18 protein-coding genes are annotated in these 23,854 nt (G+C 72.4%); 9 read left to right on the top strand and 9 right to left on the bottom strand.

The features are described from left to right. Positions 1-165 precede the first annotated feature (165 nt). A complete protein-coding gene (locus FRADC12_RS34075; RefSeq protein WP_045878038.1) occupies positions 166-2,196 on the bottom strand; it encodes a WD40 repeat domain-containing serine/threonine protein kinase in 2,031 nt (676 codons plus the stop codon). Further along, positions 2,193-2,765 carry a hypothetical protein gene (locus tag FRADC12_RS21805; protein ID WP_045878039.1) on the bottom strand — a complete coding sequence of 191 codons (573 nt, stop codon included), beginning with the start codon at positions 2,763-2,765 and terminating at the stop codon, positions 2,193-2,195. The genes FRADC12_RS34075 and FRADC12_RS21805 overlap by 4 nt, the downstream gene beginning before the upstream one ends. A 364-nt stretch (positions 2,766-3,129) precedes the next feature. Between FRADC12_RS21805 and FRADC12_RS31630 the strand changes: the two genes are divergently transcribed. From FRADC12_RS31630 to FRADC12_RS21825, 5 genes are all read left to right on the top strand, one after another. Beyond that, positions 3,130-3,294, top strand: coding sequence for a hypothetical protein (locus FRADC12_RS31630; protein ID WP_157488982.1), 165 nt, complete (start codon positions 3,130-3,132; stop codon positions 3,292-3,294). Next, positions 3,291-3,491, top strand: a complete 201-nt coding sequence (locus FRADC12_RS21810) for a hypothetical protein (RefSeq protein ID WP_045878040.1) — start codon at positions 3,291-3,293, stop codon at positions 3,489-3,491. Before FRADC12_RS31630 ends, FRADC12_RS21810 begins: the two co-directional genes overlap by 4 nt. 116 nt (positions 3,492-3,607) lie before the next feature. Further along, entirely contained in the window at positions 3,608-3,955 is a 348-nt protein-coding gene (locus FRADC12_RS21815; protein ID WP_045880005.1) for a hypothetical protein, read from the top strand. Positions 3,956-4,086: 131 nt separating this feature from the next. Beyond that, entirely contained in the window at positions 4,087-5,847 is a 1,761-nt protein-coding gene (locus FRADC12_RS21820; protein ID WP_052711077.1) for an FtsK/SpoIIIE domain-containing protein, read from the top strand. Positions 5,848-5,849: 2 nt separating this feature from the next. Next, positions 5,850-7,235, top strand: coding sequence for a replication initiator (locus tag FRADC12_RS21825; protein WP_349305894.1), 1,386 nt, complete (start codon positions 5,850-5,852; stop codon positions 7,233-7,235). A gap of 616 nt (positions 7,236-7,851) precedes the next feature. Here FRADC12_RS21825 and FRADC12_RS21830 read toward each other — a convergent pair. After that, entirely contained in the window at positions 7,852-9,639 is a 1,788-nt protein-coding gene (locus FRADC12_RS21830; RefSeq protein ID WP_084011093.1) for a recombinase family protein, read from the bottom strand. Positions 9,640-10,201: 562 nt separating this feature from the next. Between FRADC12_RS21830 and FRADC12_RS21835 the strand changes: the two genes are divergently transcribed. Then, positions 10,202-13,111 carry an ATP-binding cassette domain-containing protein gene (locus FRADC12_RS21835; protein ID WP_157488983.1) on the top strand — a complete coding sequence of 970 codons (2,910 nt, stop codon included), beginning with the start codon at positions 10,202-10,204 and terminating at the stop codon, positions 13,109-13,111. Between the two features lie 201 nt (positions 13,112-13,312). Here FRADC12_RS21835 and FRADC12_RS21840 read toward each other — a convergent pair whose 3' ends face one another. The 5 genes from FRADC12_RS21840 to FRADC12_RS21860 form a co-directional block, all read right to left on the bottom strand. Continuing rightward, the gene (locus FRADC12_RS21840; RefSeq protein ID WP_084011094.1) at positions 13,313-14,161 is read right to left on the bottom strand and encodes a TetR/AcrR family transcriptional regulator; all 849 of its coding nucleotides are present in this window, start codon (positions 14,159-14,161) and stop codon (positions 13,313-13,315) included. A 170-nt stretch (positions 14,162-14,331) separates the two neighbouring features. After that, a complete protein-coding gene (locus tag FRADC12_RS21845; RefSeq protein ID WP_232303955.1) occupies positions 14,332-15,390 on the bottom strand; it encodes an NAD-dependent epimerase/dehydratase family protein in 1,059 nt (352 codons plus the stop codon). A gap of 30 nt (positions 15,391-15,420) precedes the next feature. Beyond that, entirely contained in the window at positions 15,421-16,539 is a 1,119-nt protein-coding gene (locus tag FRADC12_RS21850; RefSeq protein WP_045878043.1) for an NDMA-dependent alcohol dehydrogenase, read from the bottom strand. Between the two features lie 57 nt (positions 16,540-16,596). Then, on the bottom strand, positions 16,597-17,268 hold the full coding sequence (locus FRADC12_RS21855) for an EthD domain-containing protein (protein ID WP_045878044.1): 672 nt from the start codon (positions 17,266-17,268) through the stop codon (positions 16,597-16,599). Continuing rightward, on the bottom strand, positions 17,265-18,770 hold the full coding sequence (locus FRADC12_RS21860; RefSeq protein ID WP_045878045.1) for an aldehyde dehydrogenase: 1,506 nt from the start codon (positions 18,768-18,770) through the stop codon (positions 17,265-17,267). The genes FRADC12_RS21855 and FRADC12_RS21860 overlap by 4 nt, the downstream gene beginning before the upstream one ends. A 161-nt stretch (positions 18,771-18,931) precedes the next feature. Between FRADC12_RS21860 and FRADC12_RS21865 the strand changes: the two genes are divergently transcribed. Then, positions 18,932-19,945 carry an LLM class F420-dependent oxidoreductase gene (locus tag FRADC12_RS21865; protein ID WP_045878046.1) on the top strand — a complete coding sequence of 338 codons (1,014 nt, stop codon included), beginning with the start codon at positions 18,932-18,934 and terminating at the stop codon, positions 19,943-19,945. A gap of 116 nt (positions 19,946-20,061) precedes the next feature. Here FRADC12_RS21865 and FRADC12_RS21870 read toward each other — a convergent pair whose 3' ends face one another. After that, positions 20,062-21,033 (bottom strand): TIGR03619 family F420-dependent LLM class oxidoreductase, encoded by a 972-nt coding sequence (locus FRADC12_RS21870; RefSeq protein WP_084011095.1) that lies wholly within the window; start codon positions 21,031-21,033, stop codon positions 20,062-20,064. 137 nt (positions 21,034-21,170) lie between these two features. Between FRADC12_RS21870 and FRADC12_RS21875 the strand changes: the two genes are divergently transcribed. Both FRADC12_RS21875 and FRADC12_RS21880 read left to right on the top strand, forming a co-directional pair. After that, a complete protein-coding gene (locus FRADC12_RS21875) occupies positions 21,171-22,115 on the top strand; it encodes a hypothetical protein (RefSeq protein WP_198153001.1) in 945 nt (314 codons plus the stop codon). A gap of 464 nt (positions 22,116-22,579) precedes the next feature. Continuing rightward, positions 22,580-23,806, top strand: coding sequence for a cytochrome P450 (locus FRADC12_RS21880; protein WP_084011096.1), 1,227 nt, complete (start codon positions 22,580-22,582; stop codon positions 23,804-23,806). Positions 23,807-23,854 lie beyond the last annotated feature (48 nt).

The following is a 23,854-nucleotide window of genomic DNA, read 5'->3' on the forward strand; positions in this document are numbered from 1 at the left end:
AGGTCGTGAGGGTTCACGCTGAAAATGTGGTCCGACAAGGCCACCACACAGGAGATGGGCCTTCGGCTGCGCGTTCCGTCGGGCAGGGGCACAGACAACGATGTCTGTGCCCCTGTCTCGTGTCCGGGGATGGCTCGGGTGCGGATCGGGTCGGCGTCGTGCGGGTCAGGTGGGGCGGTGCCAGAGAGCGACGGTGCCGTCGGTGGAGCCGGTGGCGATGGTCGTGGCGTCGGCGCTGATGGCGAGGTCGGTGACGGGGGCGCCTGCGGTGGCGAACGCGCCTGCGTCGGTGGGGGCCTTCGGGTCGTCGATGTGGATGAGGTAGAGGTCGGGGCCGGCGGCTATCGCGGCGAGCGTGCCGTCGTGGCTGAGCGCGATCGCAGTTCCGGCGGGTGCGACGACCGCGATGCCAGATGCGGTGAGGTGGGCGGGGTCGGCGATGTTCCAGAGGAAGACGGTGCCGTCGTCCTGGGCCGCGATGGCGCGGGTTCCGTCGGCGGCCATCGCGATGCTGGTGGGGTGCCCGGTGGTGGCCGCGTCGGAGGTGTCGATGGTGAACGTGTCGGCGTGGCGGAGTTGCATGCCGTCGGGGACGGTGATGAGGAAGTCATCGGCGCGGGAGTCGTAGGCGAGGCCGGTCACGGCGCGGCCGGGGAACTGGAGTGCGCCGTTGGGGGTGAGGGTGGCCGCGTTGGTGATGTTCCAGAGGGAGACACGTCCGGCGTTGTTGCCGGCGGCGAGGATTTTCCCGTCGTCGCTGATCGCGATGTGGTGGTCGGCGGTGTCGGGCATCGACGCGGTGAGTGTGGGGTGCGTGGGGTCGGAGACGTCCCAGAGCCGGACTGTCCCGCTGTCGGTCGTCGCAAGGGTCCGCCCGTCGGGCGTGAAGACGGCGGCGAGCGTAGGCGGGCCGGGTAGGTAGCCGAGGGTGAGGGGGTGGGCGGGGTCGTGGATGTCGACCAGGCGGGCGCTGCCCCCGGTCGAGGCGACGAGAAGCGCCGGGGCGCCTGGTAGGTAGCGCACGGCGGTGATCGCGCCGGGGGCTTTCAGGGTCGCGAGAGGCTTGGCGCTGGTCAGCGGCGAGAGTGAGACGTCCGGGCCGGGGGTTGTGGTCTGGCTGGTGGGTGTGCCTGCCACGACACGGGAGCGTTGCGGGTCTGCCCGGTGGGGGCGGGTGAGGGTGAGCGTGAGGACGACGGCGAGAACGCCCGCGGTGAGGGTCGCGGCGGCGAGAGCGGCACGCCCGCGGCTTGGCCGGTGGCGTGGGGGTGCGGGTGGGTCTGGCCATAGCGGGGTGAGCGCGGCCGGGCCGGGATGCTGGGGTGGCTCGTCGTGGGTGACCGGGCCGGCGGGGAGCTGGTGGGCGGCGGGCAGATCGACCAGGGTGTGGTGCAGGTCGGTGGCGCTGGGCCGGCGGGTGGGGTCTTTCGCCATCGCGGCCGCGACGACGGCTGCCAGCGGGGCGTCGATCCCGGTCAGGTCGACCGGCTCGAACAGGATCTTCTCGATCAGATCCTCGGCGGTGGTAGCCCGGCCGAAGGGGTAGCGGCCGGTGGCGGCGTAGAGGACCAGGCCACCCCAGGCGAACACGTCGACGGCTGAGGTGATGGGTAGGGCGTCGGCTTGTTCGGGGGCCATGAACGGCAGGCTCCCGACGCGGGCGCCCTCGACGGTCAGGCGCGTGACGTCGGTGTCTGTGGCCCGGGAAATCCCGAAGTCGATGACCCGGGGGCCGGACGGCGACAGGATCACGTTTGACGGTTTGAGGTCGCGGTGGATCAGCCCGGCGCCGTGGATCGCGGAGAGGGCTGCGGCGACGTTGACGGCCAGGCCGAGGACTTCCAATGGCGGGAGCGGCCCGGTTGTACGGACGGCGTCGGCCAGCGTGGCGCCGGGGATGTAGTCGGTGACGTAGTACGGCGGCGTCGCCTCGACCACCGCATCCAACACAGCGGCGGTGTAGAAGCGTGGGACGCGGCGGGCGTAGGCAACCTCGCGGGCCAGGCGGGCGCGGGCTCCGGGGCCGCTGGGGGTGTGGATGACTTTGACGGCGACCAGGTAGCCGTCGGGGTTGCGGGCCAGATAGACGGTGCCCATGCCGCCTGTGCCGAGGCGGCGGCGGATCAGGTAGGGGCCGACCCAACGCGGGTCCGTGTCGCCGAGGGGCTCACCTCCTGGCCCGTCGGGCACGGTCACGGCCGGTCCACGCCCGCCACCCGCTCACCGGCCGGCGCCGGGTACTGGCTCGGCGGCGGCGGGCCGGCGGTGGGGAAACGGTCGGCCGGTGGCGGGGTGTGGTCGGGCTGCGGGTCGGTGGCGTGGGTGGTGGCCTCGCCGAGGTGTGCCCGCTGGTACAGCTCCACCGCGAGCCGGTGGATCAGACGGTCTTCATGGTGGCGGCGGACCGTTTCGCTCGTGACGCGGTAGTAGGTGCCGGCCTGCTCGCGGCGCTCCGTCCTGGTCAACGGCGCCCGTCGTGATACGGGCCGCGCGGCCGGGTGCAGGTCGAGCAACGCTTCCAACGCGGGTGTGGCGGGCCGGCCGAGCGCGGCGACGGCGGCGACCAGGACCCGGTGCGCCCGGATCGCCCGGTCATGACGACTCCCAGCTCCCTGCGCGGGCGGGCAGAGCAGGTCGGTCAGCGCCTGGCCCGGATCAGTCGCGACCAGGTCAGCCGCGTGGGACACCCCATAGGCCAACAGCTCGTGCAGGAGCCCGTCGAGCAGGTCAACAGGGTCGGCGGCGGGCGGGTCAGGCTGTGGCACGGCTACTCCCGGATGATCAGTCCGCGTACGGAAGACACATCGAACACCTATCGCGATCAGACAGCTACACCACGGCGTTCGCGGGTGGCTTGTCGCGGTGTTGTGACGGCGGCGCCCACTTCCCGCCGGATCCACGCCGGATCCACGCCGGATCGGCGCCGGGTTCGCGCCGGGTTCGCGCCGCCGGATCGGCGCCGGTTCTGCGCCGGGTTGGCGCCGGGTTGGCGCCGGAAACACCTGGCCATATTTGACGGTCTGCGTACTGCGCGATCCACGCGGGCAGCGGAACCTGAAAGGGCACCGGCACGGGCCACCACCGGCCGGGGGTCGTTTCCGTTTGTCTGACGCTGGGAGGTTTCCTTTGATGCTGCCCTCAGAGCGGCGGCCGTTGTTCCGGCCGCTGGTTCTCGGGTTCTGCGGCCTGTATCTGACGCTCGCGGGCCTGGACGGTCAGCTCCCGTGGCCGGTCGCGCTGCTCGGCGGCGGGATGTGCTGGTTCGGGCTGCGGCTACGCCGGGGCCGACCATGACCAGCCCGAGACAGCAGGCCCGTGACGAGCGGGAACGCCGCGCCGCCGAACGTATCGCGGCTACCGCGCTGATCCTCTACGTGCTGTGCATGATCGCGGTCGGTGCGGCGGGGATCATGCTCGGCTGGCTCGCGGCCCGGTACGAGGAACGCGCGGCGCCGCCGGCACCTAACCCGGTCTACCTCATCCAGACCTAACCCCTTCTCTCTCCCCCCTCTTTCCCTTTCCCTAGCCGGGGCGCTGGTTTCGTGCGCCCTGAAACCGGCCGGTACCCGGCTGGCCGGAACCTTTTTCCTTTCGTATTGGAGTGGTCATGAACGTTATTCCGGTCGACATGTCGAAGGTGATTTCGGCGGTCGTGATGTCGGACCCGGTGCCGTCGCTGTACGACGGCAAGCAGCGGACGAACTTCGACGGGGTTCCGCTGTGGGACCTGGACGTGACGGTCGCGGTGAGCGGGGCCGGCGCGTCGGTGCTGAAGCTGCGGGTCGCGTTGGCGTCGGCTCCGAAGGTCGAGATGTGCCAGCCCGTGACGCTGTCCGGGCTGCGGGCGCGGGTCTGGGAGATGAACGGCCGCCACGGCGTCGCGTGGAGCGTCGAGACGGTGGCTCCGCTGGGCGCGACGCCCCCGGCGGGCAACCCCGGTAAGCGCGAGAACTGATCACTGCGGCGGGCGGCGGCCCTGGCCTTCGGGCCTTGGGCTGGCCGCCCGTCGTCGTCTCCCGGCCCTTCGCGCCGGTTCGTCCTGGTCTTCGGTCTGTGATCGGAAGTGGGGTGCGGGTGATGTCAAGGATGTTCACGGTGGGCTCGGCGCGGATGACGTCGCGGGGGTTTCGCCTTCTGGTGCGCCCGTCGGTGGCCTGGATGGTCGGGCGGGTGGTGGCCCGGTGGGTGTGGGACTGGCGGCGTGAGCTGACCCTCGGGGTCGGTGTGCTGCTGACGCTGGGCATGTTCAGCGGCTCGACCGGCGGCCGGGTGGTGCTGGTGGTGGCCGGCGGGCTGGTCCTGGGCGTGGGCCGGCTACGCGCGGGCCTGGCCGGGTGGCTGGCCGGGGGCCGGTGGCGGCGGCGGTGGGCGGGAGCGTGCCGGGCGTGCCGGCTGTCGGTGGCCTGGGAGCGAACCCCTCGGGTCCGCCGGATACGCACGACCCCGGCCGGCTTGGAGCTGGCGGTCCAGGTCCGCGCCGGCCAGTCCCTCGGCGACCTCGACAACGCCCGTCCGGCGCTCGCGGCGGCACTCGGCGTCCGGTCACTGGCCCTGTCCGGTGACCCGCTGCACGCCGGGCGGGCCACGGTCCTGCTGCGGATGCACGACCCGCTGGCCCGGACGGTGGACCCGGACCCACTGCCAGCCACGACGGACAGCAACGACGGATCGGGCGTGCCGGCGGCGCGGTCGCTGCCGGGGTCGGGTTCGCGGCCGGCGACACGGTCTGCCGGGTCGGGTCTGGTGGACCTGCGGGCGGTGCCGGTGGGGCGGCGGGAGGACGGCCGTCCGTGGCTGCTGCCGCTGGCCGGCTCCCACGTCCTGGTCGCCGGAGCGACCGGGGCCGGTAAGGGCTCGGTGTTGTGGGCGATCGTGCGGGCACTCGCCCCGGCGGTCCGTGCCGGGCTCGTCGAGATCTGGGCGTGTGATCCCAAGGGCGGGATGGAACTCGCCTTCGGCGCACCCCTGTTCGCGAAGTTCGCCTACACGTTGGACGACATCGCCGATCTCCTCGATGAGGCGGTGGAGCGGATGCAGGCCCGTGCTGGGCGGCTGCGCGGGGTCGCGCGGACACATGTGCCGGCGCCGGGTGATCCGCTGGTGGTCATCCTGCTCGATGAGCTGGCGCATGCCGCGTCGTATGCGCCGTCGGCGATTCGTCAGCGGGTGGCGTTGTCGGTGCCGCTGCTGCTCGCGGAAGGCCGCGCACCCGGCTTCGTCGTAGTCGCTGGGGTGCAGGACCCGCGTAAGGAGACGGTCCCGTTCCGGGACCTGTTCCCTACCCGGGTTGCGCTGCGGATGACCGAAGCCGGGCAGGCGGACCTTGTCCTTGGCCGGGGGTCGTGGGCGGCCGGCGCGCACGCCGAGACGATCGCGATGGACGCGGGCGGCACGGGCTACGTCCGCACCGATGACCAGCCGGTGCCCTCGCTGGTCCGGGCGGCCTGGCAGGACGACGACGACATACGTCTAGTCGCGCGGATCTTCGGCACTGGGGACCCGTTCCCCGCACCCGACCGGCCCGACCTAGCCGACGCGCCGGACATGCCCGGGGTGCCGGATGTGCCGGCGCTGCCGGGGCCGGTGGGCGGCTGGGTACCGGACCTGACTCCTTACCAGGCGGCGCCTGGCAGTGGTGTGGCGTGGGCGGACGGCGGCGGCCTGGCCGATCCGCCGACGGTGCCGCTGCGTGGTTGGTGGCCCCCGCCCCCGCCGGCGGCTCTGCCCCCTGCCGAGCCGGCTGGTCCGCCCCGGATCGACGAGGACGATGTAGACGGCTGGGAGCGGTGGGCGGCCGACTGGCGGCGCCGCAACGGCCTCGACGGTCTCGACGGCGGCGGGGCCTGACGATGGCCACCGACACGGCAGGCGGCGGGGAGTGTGTCCGTCCGATCCGGCTGGCCGGACAGACCGATCACGTTGACCTGGCGACGGGGGAGATCCGCCGGGCGTCGGGTCCGCCGGTGGTGCATGTGCGGTGCAGCAACCGGCGGGCGTCGGCGTGCCCTACCTGCTCCAAGCTTTACCAGCGCGACGCGCGGCGGATCGTCGTGACCGGCCTGGCCGGCGGGAAAGACAGCGCGGCCCGGCTCGCGGGATGTCCCGCCTGGTTCGTGACGTTGACCGCTCCGTCGTTCGGGGCGGTGCATTCCCGCCGGGCCGGCAAGGGCGCCGAATCGCAGGTGTGCCGGCAACGACGCGGGACCTGTGAACACGGCCGGGCGCTCGGCTGCACCGTGCGCCACGGCGCCGATGACCGGCGCCTCGGGGAACCGCTCTGTCCGCGCTGCTTTGACTACGGCCGGGCGGTCGTCTGGAACAGCATGCTGCCCACGTTGTGGAAGGCGACGCGGGATCGGTTGGAATCCGCGGTGGCGTCTGCTGCCGGTCTGACGGTCACCGGGCTGCGCCGTGCGGTCCGGGTGTCGTTTATCAAGGTTGCGGAGATGCAGCGGCGGGGCCTGGTCCACCTGCATGTGGTGATCCGGGTTGATGGGCGGGACGGTGATGGCGGGCTGACGGTCGCGCCGGGCTGGGCGGCCGGGGAGCTGGTCGCGGACTGCCTGCGTGACGTGCTCGCGACGGTGGCCGTGGATGCTCCCGACCCTGCCGGGGTGGCGTTGCTGGACACGGCCGGAGCGCTGCCCGTGCAGCCTGCGACGGATGGCCGGTACGCGGTGGGCTGGGGCCGACAGGTCGATATCCGCCGTATCCGCCTCGGTGGGGACACGGACGCGGGGAAGGTCGCGAACTACCTCGCGAAGTATCTGACGAAATCGACGCTCGACGGCGGCGCGCTCGACTCCCGGGTCCGGTCGCTGGCGCACCTGGCGCGGCTGCGGCTGCGGGATCACCCTCGGCGGTTGGTGCAAGCGTGCTGGCGGCTGGGCACCGACCGGGCCTTTGCCGAAGCGCTCGACGCTGCGGCGGGCCGTGCTCCGGGCCGTACCGTCGGGCTGTTGCGCTGGTCGCACGGTTTCGGGTTCGGCGGCCACTGGATCACGAAAAGTCGGCGGTACTCGACGACGTTCGGGGCGGTGCGGTCGGTGCGGCGCCGGTGGGCGCGGATGCTCGCGGCGGCCCTGACCGGCCGTCCGTTCGCCACCGATGAGACCGGCGGCTATGTGGCGGTCGATGAGTTCGGCCGGCTCGACGGTGACCCACAGACCGTGGTTCTCGGGTCCTGGCGGTATGCCGGCCGTGGCCGTGACCCCGTGCGGGGTGGTGGGTCATGAGAGGGCGTCGGTCTGGTCCGCTGCCGGGAGAGAACGCGTTGCCGTTCGACGTCGAACCGGAGCCCTCCGGCGAACCTGGCGGGCTGTTGGCCGGGGTGGAGGTGAGCACCGTAGGTGCCGCTCTGGCTGTTGACCCTGACCCTGTCCCTGTGCCGGTGGTGTCGGTCGACGAGGTGGGAGCGGACGTGTCGGGGGTGGGTGGGTGGGCCCCCGCCGCGGCGGCGGAGGTCACGGCGGCGGGCCGATCGGCCCGGTCCGCGTCTGCCCGGCGGGCGGGTCGCCGTGCGGCTGGGCCTGGTGGGCGTGGTGCTCGGCCGGTGGCGCGGGCGGCTGGCTCGCCGGTCCTGGCCGGCGATGACGGGGCGGTGACGGCTGCCGGTGTGTCTGAGTCGGATGCGGTCGGGCGGTGGGTGGCTGCGCAGCTCGCGCGGGCTCCTGCGCCGAGTGCTGCCCGGGTGGCGTCGATCGTGGATGTTCTGACGGCGTTGGCGGACGGTGAGACCGGCGAACCTTCTGCGGGTCGCCGCTGACGGGTCGGGCGCCTGGGGGCCGGTGCCCCCGATCCTGGCTGGGGATCGGGGGCCGCTGCGACCGGACGGTGTGGGGTGCCGGCGGGTTAGGTGTGCGCGGTGTCGCTGTCGGGGCGCTCGGCGCGGTCTGGGTCCTGGCCGTCGTTGTCGGGGAGTTCGTCGGCCCAGCGGATACGGACACGGGTGACGTCGAATGCCCGGCGGCTTTGCAGGCCCGGGGTGATCTCGACGCGGTCGACCACGTCGGTGAGGACCTTGCGGGCGGCGGCCAGTCCCTGCGGGGTGGTCGTGTTCGCGGTCGCCCACGTCTTCGCGGCGTCTGGCCCGGCGAGTGAGCGGCGGACCTGGCGGCGTCCTCGGATCTTGCGGTCGAGTTCGGCGATCTCGGCGAGGATGATTTTCTCGGTGCGGCCGGCTAGCTCCAACGTCATCGTCTCGGCGGCGACCTGGGCGGCGAGTTCGTCCAGGCGGCGTTCCTTCGCGGCTTTCTGCTCGACCAGACCTGCCGGGGTGTCCTCGGGCCGGTCCCAGCGCTCGCGGGCCAGGTAGCCGGTTACGGCCTTGCGGACGGCGTTCTCCAGGGCTGGGCCGTCGATCGACGTCGGCCCGGCGCAGTCCTTCACGGTCCGTTTGCGCGACATCGTCAACAGGGCGTGGTGGTACCGGTAGCCCTCGCCCAGCGGGACGGCCCGTAGCTTCGACTGGCATACCGCACAGACCACGATCCCGGACAGCAGCCGGCGCGCGGCCGTACCCGTGGCCCGCCGGCGGCTGACCGCGTCCAACGCGACTTGGACCGCGTCGAACTCGGCGTCAGACAGCAGGGCGGGGAACCGGTCGGTCCGCTCGACCCGTGACCAGCCACCATCACCCGTGCGTTCGGCGTACCAGCCGGCCAGACGCGGGTTCCGCATGATCTGACGCATCGACGTCATCGCCCACCACGTCTGTTCATGGTCGTGGTGGGTCTTACCCGGCCCGGGGATACCCCGGCGGTTCAGGTCGGAGCAGATCGTCCCCGTAGCCTCACCACCGGTCAGACGACGGGCGATCTCCCGCACGACCGCCGCGGCCTCGTCGTCGACCACCCACGTCACAATGATCTTCTTGCCGTTCGGGGACAGCGCCGCTGTCCGGCGCCACCCATACGGCCGTCCGCCACCGGACCACTCGTGCGCGGCCCGCTTACGGGCGTGCCACCGGTACATCCGGTCAGAGATCTGCTCGGACTCGTTGACCGCATCCGTCGCCTTGTCACGGAACGCCACCCGTCCGGCTGTCGTCGCCAGGTCATAGACCGTGGCCCCGCCGGTGATGTCGATCGCCACGACCGAACCGCCGGCCTGGCGCATCAACTTGGAGAACGCGGCGACCGCGACCTCTTCCCGGTTCAGCCGGGACGCCTCCACCACGAGCACCATCGGCACATCGGCGCTGGCAGCGACCTCCGCGATCATCCGCTCATAGTCCGGCCGCACGACATCGTCACGGCTCGCCGTGATCCCGTTGTCGCAGTAGAACTCGGCGATCTCCACACCCTGGACCGCAGCCCACGACAAGATCAGTTGCCGCTGCGCCTCGACGCCCAACGCTTCGCCCGTCTGGTCAACCGACCGACGAAGATACGCGACATACCGTGACCGACGGTGCGCCATGGGATCAAACCTACGGCCTGACCTCGACCGACCGGAAGCGTGTACCACCTGAGACATGGGTGCGCAGTTCTCGATCAAAGTGCAGCAGAATGCCCAGGTAGCCGCTTGATCGGCGTCTGCGCAGGCAAGTCGGCGCCTGGGATCAGGCGGGACGGCGCCGGTGACCGGGGGAGCCCAGGCACGGGCGTCGGGGGGCTGGCGGATCATGGGGCCGGGCATCGGGAGTGCGGGCGGGCGGACGGGGGCCGGGGTCCGGGCCGGGCGTCGGAAGCGCCGCGGTGCAGCAGGCACTGGGGCGATGTTTCTTGGAATCTCTGTGTTCACTCATGTGCCCTGGCTGTGGTGGCGGCCTGGTTGGTGACCGCCAGGTCTGGGCCGAGCTGGGACAGCGCGCGTGCTGGCGGAATGGGGCGAGGTCCGAACCGGGGAGGGACACCGCAGGTGCTGGCGGCTCCGGGGCACCGCCGATGTAGGCGCGACGCTCCGCGGAATGTCTCGTCACTCATCTGCTGTGGCTGTGGCTGGGGCTTGGCCAGTGACCGCCACGTATGAGTCGAGCCGGCCTCGCGGGCACGCTGAGACAGGCCTCGCGCGGGCGGCCCGCGGCGACGTGGGGCACGACCGGGCCGGGGCGGACTTCTGCCGATAGCGCGAGGTAACTGGATGCCGGAGGCCTTTCGGGTCGCAAACGAGACAGGCTGGGGGGCATCTGTCCGTTCCGTCAGCTACCCAGGCGCACTAGCCTGTCAGGCCAAAGGTCGACTTCTTTGGGGGAATCCGGGTGGGCAGCACCACGCTTCGAGTGACGACATCTTCTGGCGAGGTGCGGCTCCAGGGCTCCGAACCCGCGTTCATCGGCCGGTCCCGGGACTCGGCCGTGCGGGTCAATGACAGCAAGGTGTCGCGGCAGCACGTGCAGCTCTCGCCGTCCGCCGCCGGCTGGCGGGCCGTCGACAAGAGTGCCAATGGGATCTGGCGCGACGGCCGGCAAATTACCGAGCTGGAGCTGTCCCTCGGTGAAGAGGCCCGGATCCGGCTCGGCGGCGTCGACGGCCCGGAGGTCGTACTCGCCGCTGTCTCCGCGACCGCGTCGCCGGCCGCACCGCCGGTCTCGCCGCCTGTGGCGAGCGGGCGGCTGACGCCGTCCGCCGCCCCGGCCTCACCCTCGGCCCCGACCGAGCGACCATGGAACAGCGCCACCCCTGCCGGCCTGTCTGGCTCTGCCAGCCCCGCCAGCCCCGCTAGCTCCGCCGGCCCCGCCGGACCGCCCAGACCCGTCAGACCCGTCAGCCCCGCCGCTGCGCCGCTGTCGCCCGCGGCGAGTAGCGCGCCGGTGCCATCGGATGCGGCCGATCTCTCGGCCCGCGGCACGGCCCGGCACGACCAGCCGGGCCAGCACGGCCCGGGTGGCCCGGCGAGCGGTGCGATCGACCTGCCGACCGGCGCGAACCCGTCCGTGCCCACCGCCCGTAAGTTCCACGCGATCACGGCCGGGCGGATTCGGCTCGGCCGGTCGCGGGACAACGACGTGACCGTCCCCGACCTGCTCGCCTCCCGCCACCACGCGGAGATCTACCTGCACCCGAACGGTGCGGCCGAGGTCGTCGACCTGGGCACGGCCAACGGCACGTTCGTCAACGGCCAGCGGGTGGCGCGGGCCCCGATCAGTCAGCGGGACGTGATCGCGGTCGGGCATCACCTCTTCCAGCTCGACGGCGCGTCGCTGGTCGAGTACCGCGACTCGGGCGACGTCGCGTTCGAGGCCCAGAGCCTCAACGTCTGGGCGGGCACGAAACAGCTCATGCACGACATGACGTTCCGGCTGCCGGCCCGTTCGCTGCTCGGCGTCGTCGGGCCGTCCGGCGCGGGCAAGTCGACGCTGCTGAACGCGCTCACCGGCTTCCGGCCGGCCGACGCGGGCACCGTCCGTTACGCCGGCCGCGACCTCTACGACGAGTACGACGAGCTGCGCCGCCGGATCGGCTATGTGCCGCAGGCCGACCCGCTGCACGCCCAGCTGACCGTCCGGGAGGCGCTGGAGTACGGGGCCGAGCTGCGGTTCCCGGCCGACACCACCGCGGACGAGCGCCGCGTCCGGGTCGAGGAGGTGATCGGCGAGCTCGGACTCACCCAGCACGCCGACACCCCGGTCTCGCGGCTGTCGGGCGGCCAGAAGAAGCGCACCAGCGTGGCCCTCGAGCTGCTGACGCGGCCGTCGCTGCTGTTCCTCGACGAGCCGACCTCCGGCCTCGACCCGGCCAACGACAAGGCCGTCATGGACACGCTGCGCAACCTGGCGAAGGGCGGTGGCGCGGGCTCCGCGGACGAGCAGGGCCGCACCGTCATCGTCGTCACCCACAGCGTGCTGTTCCTCGACCGCTGCGACTACGTGCTGGTGCTCTCGCCGGGCGGGTACATCGCCTACTTCGGGCCGCCGGAAGGCGCGCTGACGTACTTCCAGCGCACCGACTTCAAGGACTTCGTCGACACCTTCCGCGAGCTGGAGGAGACCCCGGGCGAGCAGATGGCGGCCCGGTTCCGCGGCTCGGAGTACTACGTGCCGTCGGCGATGGTCGCGCCGCTCGTGCGCACGGCCCCACCCGCGCTGCCGAGCGTGCGCCAGCAGCCGGTGTCCTTCCAGCTGTCGACGCTGACCCGCCGGTATTTGAAGGTCATCGTCGCCGACCGTTCGTACCTGCGGCTGATCGCGCTGTTCCCGATCCTGCTGGGCGTGATCCCCCGGGTGATCCCGGCACCGCACGGGCTGGGCGTCATCGCCAACCGGCCCAACGGGGACGCGGCCAAGGTGCTGGTCGTGCTCGTGCTGTGCGCGTCGTTCATGGGCATGGCGAACTCGGTCCGCGAGATCGTCAAGGAACGGGACATCTATCGCCGAGAACGCACGATAGGCCTGTCCAGAACGGCCTACCTCGGCTCGAAGGTCGTCGTCCTTACCGGCATCACCACGCTGCAGTGCTTCGTGTTCACGCTGATCGGCCTGCTCGGCCGCACGCCGCCCGAGGCCGCCGCGCTCGGCTCGCCGCTGCTGGAATGCCTCATCGCGATCATCGTCGCCGCGCTCGCGTCGATGATGATCGGCCTGCTCGTCTCGACGCTGGTCGACAATGCCGACAAGACGATGCCGTTCCTGGTGCTGGTGACCATGGCGCAGCTGGTGCTCTCCGGAGGTCTGATCACCGTCAGCAACTCGGTCGGGCTGGCCCAGCTGAGCTGGCTCGCCCCGGCCCGCTGGGGCTTCGCGGCGATGGCCTCCACCGACGACCTGAACGCCGTGGAGTTCCTCGGCCGCACGCCGGACAGCGACCCGCGTGACGCGCTGTGGAACCACACCGCCGGGGTGTGGTTCCTGGACATCATCCTGGCCGCGGTGATCGGCGCGGCGATGCTCTACCTGACCACCGTCATGCTGCGCCGGATCGAGCCGAAGGTGGGCCGCCCGGCCGCCGTCGGCGTCGCCGCCGGGGCCGTGGCCGCCTACGGGGCCGCGCCGGCTCCCGGCTACGGGCCGCCCGCGGGTGGCCCCGGCTACACCGCCCCCGGCTACGCGCCGCCGGCCGGCCCCAGCCCGTACCCGCCGGTCACCGGCCCGCCGAGCGGCGCCATCCCGTGGCCCCAGCAGCAGCCAGGCTCGCCGCAGCCCCCCGGCCAATGGGGCGGCCCCGCCACCTGACGCGCCGTCCGCCGCCGGGCGAATAGGACCCAAGATCCCGAGTAGGAACAGCTCCGGCCCCTGGCTTCCAGCTTCACCACGAACCGCGTAGGGGAGGGCGCTCAGCGCTTGACCAGGCGGAGCCGGGGTCCCTGCCGGATCGACGGAGTCGATCTGGGAGGTCTGCGAAGGGCGCTCCGCGCCCGGTTCCGGCCGATCGCCCTAGATGACGCGGGGGACCTTCGGGCCGGTGACGCCCCAGAAGACCAGCCGGACCATGGCCTCGCGCAGCTCGCTGACGTGGATGTCCCAGGACTCGAAGCCGGGCTGGTGCGCGGCGACGTGCGCGAGCATCGAGACGAGCGCTCCGGCCATCGCCATCGGCTCCAGCTCGGCGCTGCGGCCGGCCCGGGTCTGCGCCTCCTCGATCACCGCGGCGAGCGCTCGGGTGATCGCGTTGAGCATCCGTACCCTGGCCCGGCGGAACCGCTGGTCGCCCTCCTCGGTGAGCAGGTCGACGACCCGCAGCACCGGCTGGTGGTTCGTCCAGAACGACAGGAACCCGTCGACGAGAACCTCGGCGCCGCGCCACCCCGTCACGCCCCGCCAGGGCCTGTCGCCGACGAGGCCGGACAGCTGCGCGCCCTGGTCGGCGACCTGCTCGGCGAGCACCAGCATCGCCGTCTCCATGTCGACGAAGTACTGGTAGAACGTCGCGGGCGACGTTCCCGCCTCGCGGCTGATGTCGGTGACGGTCAGCTCGCGGTACGGGGTGCTCTCCAGCATCGCCGCGGCGCACTCCAGCAGACGGGCCCTCGTCGCGAGCCCGCGGCGGCCCGGGACCCGGCCGTCGGCCGCGCGTGGCGCCGGTCCGCTCGCGGTCGTCCGCGGGTCCGGCCCGGCGCCCGCGGCGCTCTCGGGGCCGGCCTCCGGCGCCGCCGCCGCGCCGGCCGGGCCGGGCTGGTGGCCGGGTTCCGTGCCGACCTTGAGCCGCGCTGCCGCGGTACCGGCCCCGGCTCGGGACCGCGCGCGGGCGGGCTTGTCCAGGGCGGGTGCGTCGGTAGGAGACACACGGTAAGCGTAAGGCGACGACCCGACGGTGCGTCAGAACCCGGCATGTGACCGTGTTCACCAGTCACCGCGTATTGCCCGGCCTGAGGCCCGTGACCGGCGTGGCCATCGGCTTCCAGGGTGGTCAGGCCGGGCGCCGCCGGGGGCCGCCCTGCTGACGCCCGGTCAGGTCAGCTGGCCGGTGACGGCGCTTCGGCCTCGTCACGGACCAGGTGCGGGTGGCGCGATGCGATCATCGCGCGCACTCCCTCCTTCCAGGGCACCAGGGCGATGCCGACCCGCTCGTGCAGCGTCCTGAGGTCCATGACGACGCTGCCGAGGGTCGCCGTGGTGTAGTCGAACGTCGCCGGGATGCCGGTCAGTGCGGTTAGCTCGGCGCACCACTCCTGGACGCTGACCGTCTCCGGCCCGGCCCAGTTCAGCGTCGTCGCCGGCACGCCGGCGACCGCCAGCAGCCCGGGGATCATGGCGACGGTGTCGTCGTCGTGCAGGAGCTGGTAGCGGGTAGGGGTCGCGTCCGCCTCGTTCGGGCCGAAGACCGGCACCGCCATCCCGGCGGCCATCATCTGCAGGTGGTAGTCCGGCAGGCCGCCGGCCGTCGGCCCGTACGGGACGTTGAGCCGGGCGATCGTGGTCGGCAGGTTGTGGCGGCGCGCGGCGTACCGGGCTGCGGCCTCGGACGCGATCTTGCTGATGCTGTAGGTGTGCAGGAACGGCCAGACCGCGTGGCTGTCGCCCAGGTCGTGGCTCTCGGCGAGCAGGCCGTCGTGGTCCGGCGCGTAGACCGCTCCCGAGCTGCAGTGCAGGAACGCGGTCGCGATCCCGGCGTACCGCTCGGCCAGCGCCAGCGTGCCCCCGGTGTTGCCGTCCAGGTCGACGGTCCACCGGTTCGACTTGACGACGCCGAAGTTCAGCACGAACTCGACCCGCTCGGGCAGCTGGGTGAGGTCACCGCTGACGAGGTCGACCGGGGTGCAGCGCACCCCCGCGGCCGTCAGCTCGTCGCGCAGCGCGGCGTCCTTGAACCGGGCCGCGCCGTAGACGGTGTTGGTGCGGGCGAGCGCGATCGCCAGCGGCCTGGCGACCTGGCCGGTGACGCCCGTGACCAGGATCGTCCGGTCGACCAGGCCGACCGGGCCGGCGCCGTGGGCCGGCTCGGCCTGGTCCTGCGGGCCGGTGGCGCCGCCGGAGAGCCGGTCGTAGCTGGTGGGTTCCGCCGTGTCAGCCATGCCCGCCTCCGTCAGCCATGCCCGCCTCCGTCAGCCCACGTCGTGCACGATGACGCCGCGGATGTTGCGTCCCGCGAGCATGTCCGCGTAACCGGTGTTGATCTCCCCGAGTGGGTAGCGGTGGGTGATCAGCTCGTCCAGCTTGAGTTGGCCGGACCGGTACAGGCAGAACAGCACCGGTAGGTCGGCACGTGCGTTGCAGGCACCGAACAGGCTGCCCCGCAGCTCCTTCTGGAAGATCGTCAGATCGAACAGCGAGAGCTTCACGTCCGCGTCGAAGACCGGCGTCACCCCGGTGACGACGACCCGGCCGCCCTTGGAGACCAGCGCCATCGTCGGTGCGATGTGCTCCTCGCCCCGGACGACGCCGATGGTGATGATCGCGGCGTCCGCCATCACACCCTGGGTCAGGTCGCGGACCAGGGCGGTCGCCTCGTCGAAGCCGGCCGCGGTGTGGGTCGCGCCGAACAGCTTCGACGAGTCCCGCTTGCCGGCCACCGGGTCGACGGCGACGATCCGCTCCGCGCCGGCGATCCGCGCGCCCTGGATGGCGTTCATGCCGACCCCGCCGGCGCCGACGACGACGACGGTCTCGCCCGGCCCGACCTTCGCCGTGTGGACCGCCGAGCCGTAGCCGGTCGGGACACCGCAGGAGACGAGCGCCGCGACGTCCATCGGGATGTCCTCGTCGATCTTCACGACGCTGCGCTCGTGCAGCACGGCGTACTCGCTGAACGTCCCGAGGAAGCAGATCGCCGAGCAGTCCTGGCCGCGGGCGTGGAACCGGGGGGTGCCGTCGACGCCGTAGCCCATCATCAGGTTCGCGCCGAGGTCGCACAGGTTCGACCGGCCGCTGGCGCACCAGCGGCACTGGCCGCAGCTGGGCATGAACGTGCAGATGACGTGGTCGCCCTCGGCCAGGGTGGTGACGCCCGGGCCGACGGCCTCGATCACGCCGGCACCCTCGTGGCCGCCGACGATCGGGGTGCCCGCGCCCATGTCCCCGGTGCGCAGATGGTCGTCGGAGTGGCACATGCCGGCGGTGTGCCACCGGACCAGCACCTCACCGGCCTTCGGCGGGTCGAGCTCGATCTCCTCGACCACCCATGGCTGGTTCAGCTCCCACATCACGGCAGCCTTGGTCTTCATGGCCTCAGGGCCTCGCTCTCTGCTGACGAGCCGGCGGGAAGGTGCATCTCACGTCTTCTACGGCTGCTGCACGTACTCACCGAGCACGTACGCGTGCGAGCGGTAGCGCGCCGCCGTCGCGTCCGGCAGCGTCACCAGGTCGACGGCGTGCACCGGCGGGGCGTCGGGGCTGAGCGTGCCGAGCACCCGGTAACGGACGGTGCCCGGGATCGCGGCGGGGCCGGCGGCCTCGTCGGTCGCGTCCTGCGCCGCGGCGCCGTCCAGGAAGATCTGGGCGAGCACGACCCCGGGCGTGCGTGCCCGCACGGTGGTCGGCTCGGCCGCGCCGGCGGCCGGGACGAGCACCTCGCGGCTCACCCGGTACATGTGGAAACCGGCCAGGAAGCTCGCCGCGTCGTCGATCACCAGCTTCCAGTTCTCCGCCGAGTCCCAGCCCTGCTCCGGGTCGACGAAGGCGTCGACGGACGCCGTGTGGATCTCGGTGATCGCGTCGACCGGCAGCGGCAGCGAGCCGTGGCCGCCCTCGACCAGGCGGACGACGTAGCGGCCGGTCGCCGTCGAGTGCGCCACGCTCATCGGCGCGTGCACGCCGAGGTAGTGCTCGCGGAACTGCTCCTCGGACATGCCGTCCCTGCGGGTGAACAGGAACAGCAGGATCTCGCCGGGGGAAGGCCCGTCGAGGCCTGCCCCGGTGGCGGCCAAGGCGGCGGGGGCCGCGTCGGCGCTCACCCCTGCGCTCCGGCGGAGCCAGTTCCCTCGGCTGTCGGCGCGGCTTGCCCCGGCGCGGGAGCCCAGCCCGCCGGGAGGCTCACCGACTGGTACTCCAGGTACGCGGACAGGCCCTCCGGCCCGAGCTCGCGGCCGACGCCGGACTCCTTGAACCCGCCGAACGGGGCCGCGTTCTCCAGCATGAACGTGTTGACGTTGAACGTTCCGGTGCGAATCCGGGCGGAGACCTCGAGGCCGCGGTCGGTGTCGGCCGTCCACACCGAGCCCGACAGGCCGTAGCGGGAGTCGTTGGCGATCGCGACCGCCTCGTCGACGCCCGAGTAGGGGATCACCGCCAGCACCGGCCCGAAGATCTCCTCCTGGGCGATCTTCATGCCGTTGTCGACCTCGGAGAACACGGTCGGCTCGACGTAGAAGCCGCGTTCTAGCTCGGCTGGCCGGCCGCCGCCGAGCGCGACCTTGGCGCCTGCCTCCCGGCCGGCGGCGATGTAGCCCTCGACCCGCTCGCGTTGGCGGGCGGCTACCAGCGGGCCGATCTCGGTGGCGGCGTCCAACGGGTCGCCGACCTTCATGGCGCCCACCTTGGCGACCACCGCCTCGACGATCTCGTCGTAGCGTTCCCGCGGCGCGAGCAGCCGGGTCTGCGCGACGCAGGCCTGCCCGTTGTTCATCAGCGCGGCCGGCAGCAGGCCCGGCAGCGCGGCGTCGAGGTCGACGTCAGGGAGCAGCAGAGCCGCCGACTTGCCGCCGAGCTCCAGGGTGCAGCGGGCCAGCCGCTCGCCGCAGATCGCCGCGATGCGCCGGCCGGCCGCGGTGGAGCCGGTAAAGCTGATCTTGTCGACGGCGGGATGGCGGACCAGGTGCTCGGCGACCTCGCGGTGCGCCGGCACGATGTTGACGACGCCCGGCGGGAGGCCGGCCTCCTCGACCGCCTCGGCGAGCAGGATCGCGGACAGCGGCGTCTCCGGCGCCGGCTTGATCACGATCGTCGACCCGGACGCCAGCGCCGGGCCGAGCTTGAGTGCTGTCACGTAGAGCGGCACGTTCCACGGCACGATCGCCCCGACGACGCCGACCGGCAGCCGCCGGACCAGCGCCGGGCCGAGCATGCCCGCGCGCACCTCGCTGAACGGGAAGGTCCGCGCCAGGCCTGCGAAGTAGTCCAGCGCGAACGTCGCCGAGTAGACCTGGCCGAACAGGGCCCAGCTGACCGGGCTGCCCATCTCGGTGCTGATCACCTGGGCGGCCTCCTCGGCGCGCCGGTTCAGCACCGCCGTGAGCCGGCCGATGGCGCCGGCCCGCTCCGCCGGTAAAAGCCGCGGCCAGGGGCCGTTGTCGAAGGCGTCCCGGGCGGCGGCGACGGCGGCGTCGAGGTCGGCGACGGTACCTTCCGGCACCCGGCCGACGACCTGTTCGCTGTGCGGCGAGACCACCTCGATCGTGCTCGTCCCGGCCGGCGCCACCCAGCCGCCGCCGATGAACAGCCGGTCCTGGACCTGCATCGTCGCCTCCGTGTACCGGGCGGCCCGGCGAGGTGGGGGAGTGGCATGCGTCACTGGTTCAGCAGCGGAAAACTAGTACGAGTTCTAGAAATCCGCAACGCTGTCCGGGTACGCGCACGTCCGGCCGACGACGCCTGGCGGGATCGAGACGAGGAGACGCGATGACCGCGGACCTGAAGTTGGGCCTCAACCTCGGCTACTGGCCGGCGAGCCCGCCCCCCCAGCTGGAGCTGGTGCGGGCTGCCGACGACTGCGGGTACGACTCGCTGTGGACCGCCGAGGCCTGGGGGTCCGACGCCGTCAGCCCGCTGGCCTGGTACGGCGCCCACACGAAGCGGATCAAGCTCGCCACCGGCCTGATCCAGCTCTCGGCCCGCACCCCCGCGTGCACCGCGATGACGGTGGCCACGCTCGACCACCTGTCCGGCGGCCGGGTCATCCTCGGGCTCGGCGTCTCCGGGCCGCAGGTGGTCGAGGGCTGGTACGGCGTCCCGTTCCCGAAGCCGCTGGCACGCACCCGCGAGTACGTCGACATCGTCCGCAGGGCGCTGGCCCGCGAGGATCCGGTGACGGCCGACGGACCGCACTACCCGCTGCCGTACCCGGGTGGCACCGGCCTGGGCAAGCCGCTGAAGATGATCCTGCACCCGTTGCGCGCCCAGGTGCCGATCTATCTCGGTGCCGAGGGGCCCCGCAACGTCGCGCTGGCCGCCGAGATCGCCGACGGCTGGGTGCCGGTCTTCTACCACGCCGACCGCGGCCCGAAGACGTACGCCGACGCGCTGGCCGCCGCCAGGCCGGGCTTCGAGATCGCCTGCCCGGTGACGGTGTCGATCACCGACGACGTCGCCGCCGGCCTGGAGCTGGTCAAGTGGATGGTGGCGTTCTACATCGGCGGGATGGGTGCGAAAACGGCCAACTTCCACTTCGACCTGATCGGCCGGCTCGGCTACGCGCAGGAGGCCGCCGAGGTGCAGCGGCTGTTCCTCGCCGGCGACCGGGCCGCGGCGGCAGCGGCCGTTCCCGACGACCTCGCGGACGGCATCGCGCTGGTCGGCCCGCTCGCCCGCATCCGCGAGCGGCTGGCCCTCTGGCGCGACTCTCCGGTCACGACGCTCCTCGTCGGCGGAATCCGCGACCCAGCCCAGCTGCGAGTACTTGCGGACCTGCTCTGAGGGCAGGAGGACGCGGGCGTAGGTCTTGTCCGTAGCTTGCGGAGGACGGGGCTGTAGCTCGCGGCCGACGGAGCGAAGCAGGTGCTCTGAGCGGCACGGCGAGCCGCGCGTGGTTCTCAGCCGGCGAGCAGGGGGCCGACCTCGGCGCCAAACGCGGCGACCTGGTCGACGAGCTCGGCCTGGGTGCGGCTGGGGAACCGTACCTGCAGGTGGGTGACGCCGAGTGCCGCGTACTCACGCAGGTTCTCGGCCAGCCGCGCGGGCGGGCCGCTCACGCACGGCCGGTCGACGTCCCAGCCGGCAGCGCCGACGTAGAGCCACTCGGTGACGGTGCCGATCGCGGCCGGCGCCTCGAACCCGGCGGCGGCGCGCTCCTTGGCGAACAGCTCGACCAACGGGCGCATCTCGCCGCGCGGGGTGCCCTGCGGCAGCCAGCCCTCGTACCGGGCCGCCCGGCGGACCGCCGCGGGCGACGACCCGCCGACCCAGATCGGTGGCCGCGGCGCCTGGACCGGTCGGGGCGCCTGGCCGAGGCCGCCGTCGAGACCGGGGGTCTCGCCGCCGGCCACCGCCGGGAACTCGTCGCGCAGGGCGGCGTCGACGCCCGCGAGCCCCGCGTCGAGAAGCCGGCCGCGGTGGCGGAAGTCCACGCCGAGCGCGGCGAACTCCTCCGGCACGTGCCCGGCGCCGGCGCCGAGGATCACCCGGCCGCCGGACAGCGCGTCCAGGGTCGCGAACGCCTTCGCGGTCAGGAGCGGATGCCGGTAGGTGATGTTGAAGACGTGCGAGAGCAGCCGGGTGCGGGTCGTTCGCGCGGCCAGCCAGCCGAGCGTGGCGACCGTGTCATACCAGACCGTGCCCATCGCCGGGGCGAGCCGGCGGGGGATCGCGACGTGGTCGCACACGCCGACGTAGTCGAAGCCGGCCTCGTCCGCGGCCACGGCCACGGCGGCGAGCTCGGTGGGTCCGGCGGTCCGCTCCCACGGCTCGGCGAACAGCGTGCTCTGTGCCTGGACCGGCAGCTGCATGCCGAAGGCGAGAGAACCGGGGGCGGGCAGGGGCGCCGGCTGCGGCGCGGTCGCGTTCACGGGGCGGGAGTGTAGAAGATTTTCTGACGGGTCGACAGATTCGCCCGGACATGGTGGCCTACGCTTCCCAGGCCCGCGACGTGGCCTGGCCGGCGGCCTCCGTCGGGTGCTCGGGTGATCTTCACGAAGGAGCCCCCATGACGACGACCAGCGAGCCAGGCCAGACGACTGGCCAGCCGGGGCGCCACACCGGGCCGGTGGCCTGGGCCGAGCCCGACCAGGCCTACACGGACCTGGCCGCGGCCGGCCCGTACGCGGTGGAGATCGGTTCGGCCCTGATCACGATGGTCGAGCCGCGGCCGGGCCACGAGCGCGCCTACAACCGCTGGTACGAGGACGACCACTTCTTCGCGGGCGCCATGGCGATGCCGTGGATGTTCACCGGCCGTCGCTGGGTCGCCACCCGCGAGCTGCAGCTGCTGCGCCGGCCGCACGACTCGGTGATCGCCCAGCCGGTCACGCTCGGCTGCTACATCGCGACCTACTGGATCACGAAGGGCCGCCAGGAGGACCACATGCGCTGGACGGTGGCCACCAACCAGCGCCTGCTCCCCGACGGCCGGGTCTACCTGGACCGCGACCACGTGTTCACCGCGTTCCAGCGCTACCTGGGGGCCGCCTACCGGGACACGCCGGCGCCGGGAGCCGCGGCCCAGCCGCGTGACATCCACGCGTTGGAGTACCCGTACCAGGGGCTGGTGGTCGAGGTCATCGACGCGCCGGCCGAGTCGGCGGACGTCAGCGAGGGAGGCGGCGGCACGGGGGTGGCCCGGGTCCTGGACTGGCTCCGGACCAGGCGGGCGCCGCGGGTGCTCGGTGGGTCGGGCGTCGCGATGGGCCTGTTCTTCACGCCGCTGCCGCTGCCGGACAACCGGATGTCCTACGTCAAGCAGGTCGAGGGCCTGGGCCGGCGGGTCACCGTGCTGTGGTTCCTGGGGACCGACCCGCGGCAGGTGTGGGACGAGTCCTTCGCCCGGGCGGGCGAGGAGGCCGAGCGGGGCGGCGTCGGCCGCCTTGAGCTCGTCGCGCCGTTCATCCCGACCCTGCCGGGCACCGACGCCTACGTCGACGAGCTGCGCTGAGCCCAGCCGGTCCCAGCCCAGCCCGGCCCGCCCCTGCCGGCACGTCACGGCTGGCACCGTCCGGGCGTCGGCCACCGTCGCCGAGGCTCGCCACGACCGCTCTGGCCCGGACGCCGGCGGTCGGCCTGCCTCGGCGACGTCGTGTTTCCCCAGGTGAACGGTGCACCGGCCGGGCCGGTGGCGCGGGTGGGCCAGCCGGTCGTTGGCTTTACAAAACTGCTCCGTGCTGACAGGGCCGTAGGGGTCTTGGCAACTTTACAAACTTGCCCTTTACTGGAAGGCCCGTAGGGGTTGCAACCTGACGGCTACTCAGGTCTCATAGCAAGTGAGAACGTGTTCTAGTGACGGCCATCGGGAGGGCGGGAGCGCCAGCGCCGGCCATCACGAGCACCGCCCCCACGGGACCGTGGTCCCCGCCCACCCGTTGTTCGGCGTACCGGTCGCCGCCGCACCCGGAGGTCCCCATGGCAGCTCGGATCAGCCTCGACAGCATCGACATCTACGACCCGGAGCTGTACGTCAAGGGCCTGCCACACGGCCAGTTCGCCGTGCTGCGCACCGAGGCCCCGGTCTTCCGTCACCCGGACTTCGAGCAGCCGAACGGGTTCTGGTCGGTGACCCGGCATGCCGACGTCAACTTCGTCTCGCGCAACCCGGAGATCTTCTCGTCGTACCGGCAGACCTGCTTCCTCAACGAACAGACGCCGACGTCGCTGGCCGAGCAGCAGATGATGATGGTCAACCTGGACCCGCCGGACCACACCCGACTGCGCAGCCTGCTCAACCGCGGCTTCACGCCGCGCTCCGCCGCCCGGATGGCCGAGAAGATCGAACATGCCTGCGAAGTAATTGTGGACAAGGCGTTGGCCACGGGCTCCGGCGACTTCGTGACGATGTGCGCGGCCGAGCTGCCGCTCGTCGTCATCGCGGAGCTGATGGGGGTCCCCAACGCGGACCGCTACAAGATCTTCGAATGGTCGAACCGGATGCTCTCGGCCGACGACCCGGAGCTGGCACCGGCCCCCGACGAGGGCCTGCAGGCCGCGGTGGAGGCCTATGCCTACGCCAACGAGCTCGGTGCCGCCAAGCGCGCCTGCCCGGTCGACGACATCGTCAGCAAGCTGGTGGTGCCGGACGAGAACGGCCGCGAGCTCTCCGAGCTGGAGTTCGACCTGTTCTTCATCCTGCTGATCGTCGCCGGCAACGAGACGACCCGCAACGCTATCTCCGGCGGCATGCAGGCGATGATCGAAAGCCCGGACCAGTGGGAGTGGCTGCGCGCAGACCCGGCCGGGCTCGCCCGCAAGGCGGCCGACGAGATGGTCCGCTGGGTCAGCCCGGTGATGGCCTTCCGGCGCACCGCCACCCGCGACGTCGAGCTAGGTGGCCAGCTCATCCGCGAGAACGACAAGATCCTCATGTACTACACGGCGGCCAACTTCGACGAGACCGTGTTCGAGAACCCGCACACGTTCGACGTGGGCCGGGACCCGAACCCGCACGTCGGCTTCGGCGGCGGTGGCCCGCACTTCTGCCTGGGCCGCCACCTCGCCCTGCTGGAGATCGAGATCATGTACCGGACCCTCGCCCGCCGCGTCGCCCGGGTCGAGCCGCTGGCCGCGCCGCGCCGCCTGCGCTCGAACTTCATCAACGGCATCAAGGAGATGCAGGTCAGGCTCGTCCCCGCCTGATCGTCCGCGTCGTCGCCGGCCCGGCTGGTAACCAGGTGAGACCGGTCC

This window comes from Pseudofrankia sp. DC12 (assembly GCF_000966285.1).
Classification (GTDB): Bacteria; Actinomycetota; Actinomycetes; order Frankiales; family Frankiaceae; genus Pseudofrankia.